The 4,606-nt window shown below is 70.0% G+C and carries 2 protein-coding genes and 1 pseudogene; all 3 read right to left on the bottom strand.

Annotated features, from left to right (window positions below):
- Window positions 1-26: 26 nt before the first annotated feature.
- Window positions 27-407 (bottom strand): glycine cleavage system protein GcvH, encoded by a 381-nt coding sequence (gene gcvH / locus CITRI_RS0115505; protein ID WP_010145862.1) that lies wholly within the window; start codon window positions 405-407, stop codon window positions 27-29.
- Between the two features lie 67 nt (window positions 408-474).
- Window positions 475-1,596: a glycine cleavage system aminomethyltransferase GcvT gene (gcvT, locus tag CITRI_RS0115500; RefSeq protein ID WP_010145861.1), complete on the bottom strand. Its 1,122-nt coding sequence runs from the start codon at window positions 1,594-1,596 to the stop codon at window positions 475-477.
- 37 nt (window positions 1,597-1,633) lie between these two features.
- A pseudogene (gene gcvP / locus CITRI_RS18190) lies at window positions 1,634-4,524 on the bottom strand (aminomethyl-transferring glycine dehydrogenase).
- Window positions 4,525-4,606: the final 82 nt, after the last annotated feature.

Below are 4,606 nucleotides of genomic sequence, written 5' to 3'. Positions count from 1 at the left end.
CACCGCCGCGGTCTCCTTCAGCGCGCTCATGCGAGCTCACCGCCGTTGGCCTCGGCGTACTCCTGGGCCGACAGCAGCGGGCCCTCGTCGCTCACCTCGACGGTGAACAGCCAGCCATTGCCGTAGGGGTCCTCGTTCACGACCCCCGGGTTGTCCGAGACGGCGTCATTGACCTCGACCACGGTTCCCGTCACCGGGGAGTAGAGGTCGGAGACGGACTTGGTGGACTCGATCTCGCCACAGGTCTCTCCGGCGGTGACGGTCGAGCCGGCTTCGGGCAGGTCGACATAGACGACGTCTCCGAGGGCCTCGGCGGCCACCGCGGTGATACCGATGCGGGCCGGAGAGGCGTCGTTGATCCATTCGTGCTCGGCGGAGTAGCGGAGGGCGGGCAGGACGGTGCTCATGGGTGCTCCAATCAGGAAGGGTGGTGGTTGACGACCGGTGGCGGTCGCCGGGGTTGATGACGCCGGACTACTGCGGACGGCGATAGAAGGGCAGGGCGACGACCTCGAAGGGCTCGGGCTTGCCACGCACATCGATCGTGACCGTGCTGCCCGGTTCGGCGAACGCCGTCTCGACGTAGGCCAGGGCGATCGGATGGCCGAGGGTGGGGCTGGGCGCCCCGGAGGTGACCTCACCGACGTGCCGTCCGTCCGCGACGACGGGGTAACCGGGGCGGGCGGCACGCCGGCCCCGGCCCCTCATCCCGACCAGTCGCCGGGGTGTTCCGGTGGCCTTCAGGGCCTGGAGTGCTTCGCGGCCGATGAAGTCCTCGTCCTTCGTGAAGGACACGACCGGTCCCAGCCCGGCCGAGAAGGGCTCGGTGTCCAGGGTGAGTTCCTGGCCGTAGAGCGGCATCCCGGCCTCCAGGCGCAGGGAGTCCCGGCTCGCCAAGCCGCAGGGAATCAGCCCGTGCTGCTCGCCCGCCTCCAACAGGGCCGCCCACAGAGTCGCGGCGTCGGCGTTGGCGACGTAGAGTTCGAAACCGTCCTCACCGGTGTAGCCGGTGCGGGCCAGCAACACCGAGGTGCCGGCGACGGTGGCCCCGGCGAAGGCGTAGTACCTCAGGGAGGTGACCTGCCCCTGTTCGGCGGCCGGGATCAGCTCCAGCAGGATGGCTTCAGCCGCCGGCCCCTGGACGGCGACCAGGGAGGTCCGGTCGGATTCGTCCACGACGGTGACGTCGAAACCGGCCGCGCGCTCCTGCAGGGTCTGGGCGACGACGCCGGCGTTGCCGGCATTGGGGACCACGAGGTACTCGTCGTCACCCAGCCGATAGCTGATCAGGTCGTCGATGATCCCGCCCTGCGGGGTGCACAGCAACGAGTACTTGGCCCGCCCGACAGCGATCGCGGCGAGATTGCCTACCAGGGCCGTGTTCAAGAACGCGGCAGCCTGCTCTCCGGTCACCCGGATCTCGCCCATGTGGGACAGGTCGAACAGTCCGGCCGCGTTCCGGACGGCGTGGTGTTCGGCGAGCTCGGAACCGTACTTCAAGGGCATGTCCCACCCGCCGAAGTCGGTGAAGGACGCCCCCAGGGCGGCATGCTCCTCGTGGAGGACGGTGTGCCTGGACGTGGTGCTGACAGTCATGGTGATACCTTTCGTAGCCGCTCTGTGCCGCGCGGGGTCAGTTCTCGAAGGACTCGGGCGCCGGGCAGGAGCAGATCAGGGTGCGGTCCCCGGCGGCACCGTCGATGCGGCCGACCGGGGGAAGTACTTGTCCTGGCGCAGGCCCGGGACGGGGAAGGCCGCCTGTTCACGGCTGTAGGGGCGGTCCCAGGCGGTGGCGGACACGGCGGTGGCGGTGTGCGGGGCCCGGCGCAACGGGGAGTCCTCCACGGTGAACTCCCCGTCCAGGATCTGGTCCATCTCGGCGCGGATGGAGATCATCGCCTCGATGAACCGCTCGATCTCGGCCAGGTCCTCGGACTCGGTGGGCTCGACCATCAGGGTCCCGGCCACCGGGAAGGACAGCGTGGGGGCGTGGAAGCCGTAGTCGATCAGGCGCTTGGCGACGTCCTCGGCGGTCACCCCGGTGCGGGCGGTGAGCTCACGCAGGTCCAGGATGCACTCGTGGGCCACCAGCCCGGCGTTCCCGGTGTACAGGACCGGGAAGTGCTCACCCAGACGGGCGGCCAGGTAGTTGGCCGACAGCAGGGCATGACGGGTGGCTTCGGTGAGGCCCTCGGCGCCCATCATCGCGATGTAGGACCAGGAGATGGGCAGCACGCCCGCGGAGCCGTACGGAGCCGAGGTCACCGGGGTGCCGGTGCGGCCGTTGGACTCACCCGCTGCCGCGCCGGGCAGGAACGGGACGAGGTGTTCGGCCACGGCGACCGGGCCGACGCCGGGGCCGCCGCCGCCGTGCGGGATGCAGAAGGTCTTGTGCAGGTTCAGGTGCGAGACGTCGCCGCCGAACCTGCCCGGCTGGGCGAGGCCGACCAGGGCGTTGAGGTTGGCCCCGTCGAGGTAGACCTGCCCGCCGGCCTCGTGGACCTTGTCGCAGACCTCGCGCACATCGGCGTCGTAGACACCGTGGGTGGAGGGGTAGGTGATCATGATCGCCGCCAGTTGCTCCCGGTGCATGGCGATCTTGGCATCCAGGTCGGCGCTGTCGATGGTCCCGTCCTCGGCGGTCTTGACCACCACGACCTTCAACCCGGCCAGCACCGCCGAGGCGGCGTTGGTGCCGTGGGCCGAGGCCGGGATGAGGCACACGGTACGGGCAGAGTCACCCTTGGCCAGGTGGTACTGGCGGATGGCCAGCAGGCCTGCGTACTCACCCTGGGACCCGGCATTCGGGGCGATGGAGACGCCGGCGTAACCGGTGATGGCGCACAGGCGGGACTCCAGGTCGCTGATCAGCTCGTGCCATCCTGCGGCCTGGTGGGACGGGGCGAACGGGTGGATCCCGGCGAACTCCGGCCAGGAGATGGCCTCCATCTCGGCGGCGGCATTGAGCTTCATGGTGCACGAACCCAGTGGGATCATCGTCCGGTCCAGCGCCAGGTCCCGGTCCGAGAGCCTGCGCAGGTACCGCATCATCTGGGTCTCGGACCGGTGGGTGTTGAACACCGGGTGGGTCAGGAACTCCGAGGTGCGCACGAGGGACTCCGGCAGGGCATACCCGCGGTCCACCTCTCCCGTGGCCGCCGCGACGGCGGCATCTGCCTCGGCCACGCCGAAGGCCACGGCCACCGCGGCCACGTGCTCGGTGACCGTGGCCTCGTCAGTGGACACCGAGACGGTGTCCGCGTCGATCAGGCGGAGGTTGACCCCCAGCGTCTCGGCGGCGTGGACCACGGACTGGGCACGGCCGGGCACCCGCGCGGTCACGGTGTCGAAGAACCGGTCGGCCAGCAGCTCGATGCCTTCCCCCTCCAGCACCACGGCCAGGGTCCGGGCGTGACGGTGCACGCGCTGTGCGATCGCCGTCAACCCGGCGGGGCCGTGGTAGACGGCGTACATGGAGGCGACCACGGCCAGCAGCGCCTGAGCGGTGCAGATGTTGGAGGTGGCCTTCTCGCGGCGGATGTGCTGCTCGCGGGTCTGCAGGGCCAGGCGATAGGCCCGGGCCCCGGTGTCATCGGTGGACACGCCCACCAGGCGCCCCGGCAGGGACCGCTCCAAGCCGCGGCGGACGGCCATGTAGGCCGCGTGCGGGCCGCCGAAGAACAGCGGGACACCGAGGCGCTGGGTGTTGCCCACGGCGATGTCCGCACCCTGCTCCCCGGGCGGGACGATGAGGGTCAGGGACAGGATGTCGGCGGCCACCGTCACCATGGCGCCGCGGTCCTTGGCGGCGGCGATGACGGCTCCGTGGTCCACGACGGCGCCGTTGTTTCCGGGCTGCTGCAGCACGATCCCGGAGATCTCACCTTCGGGCAGCCCCGCGGTCAGGTCGGCGACCTCGACCTCGAAACCCAGTGCCTGGGCGCGTCCCTGCACCACGGCCAGGGTCTGTGGGAAGAGGTTGGCGTCCAGCACGGTCTTGCCCTCGGCGTGGGCCTTGTTGGTCCGGCGCATCAGCAGCACGGCCTCGGCCACCGCGGAGGCCTCGTCCAGCAGGGAGGCGTTGGCCACCGGCAGTGCGGTCAGGTCCGCGACCATGGTCTGGAAGTTCAGCAGGGCCTCGAGCCGGCCCTGTGAGATCTCCGGCTGGTAGGGGGTGTAGGCGGTGTACCAGGCCGGGTTCTCCAGGACGTTGCGCAGGATCACCGGCGGGGTGAGGGTGTCGTAGAAACCCTGGCCGATCATCTGGGTCTTCAGGACGTTCTTGGAGGCCATCTGCCGCAGGTCCGCCAGGACCTGCGCCTCAGAACGGGGCTCGGGCAAGTCCAGCCGATCCTGTTGGCGGATGTCCACCGGCACCGCCGTGTCCACCAACTCGTCGAGGCTGTCGTACCCCAGGGTGCGCAACATCTGGGTCGCTGCCTGCGGGCCGGGACCGATGTGACGGTCGGCGAAGGAGTGGTCGCTGAGCTCAGCGGCGGTGGGGCGGGCTGGGGTGATCGTCATGAGAGGAACTCCAGAGGTCTGCGCGGTCTCCCGCGGTGTCTATGGGTTCCTCCCCGATCTGTTGCACGGCCTGAGAGTTTCC

The sequence above is a fragment of the Citricoccus sp. CH26A genome, from assembly GCF_000224415.1.
GTDB lineage: Bacteria > Actinomycetota > Actinomycetes > Actinomycetales > Micrococcaceae > Citricoccus.
This window is presented reverse-complemented; position numbering and strand designations above follow the sequence as displayed.

What these genes read in the sequence shown, in the direction of transcription:
- gcvH (WP_010145862.1), bottom strand. Translation starts at nt 407, where the DNA reads ATGAGCACCGTCCTGCCCGCCCTCCGCTACTCCGCCGAGCACGAATGG.
- gcvT (WP_010145861.1), bottom strand. Translation starts at nt 1,596, where the DNA reads ATGACTGTCAGCACCACGTCCAGGCACACCGTCCTCCACGAGGAGCAT.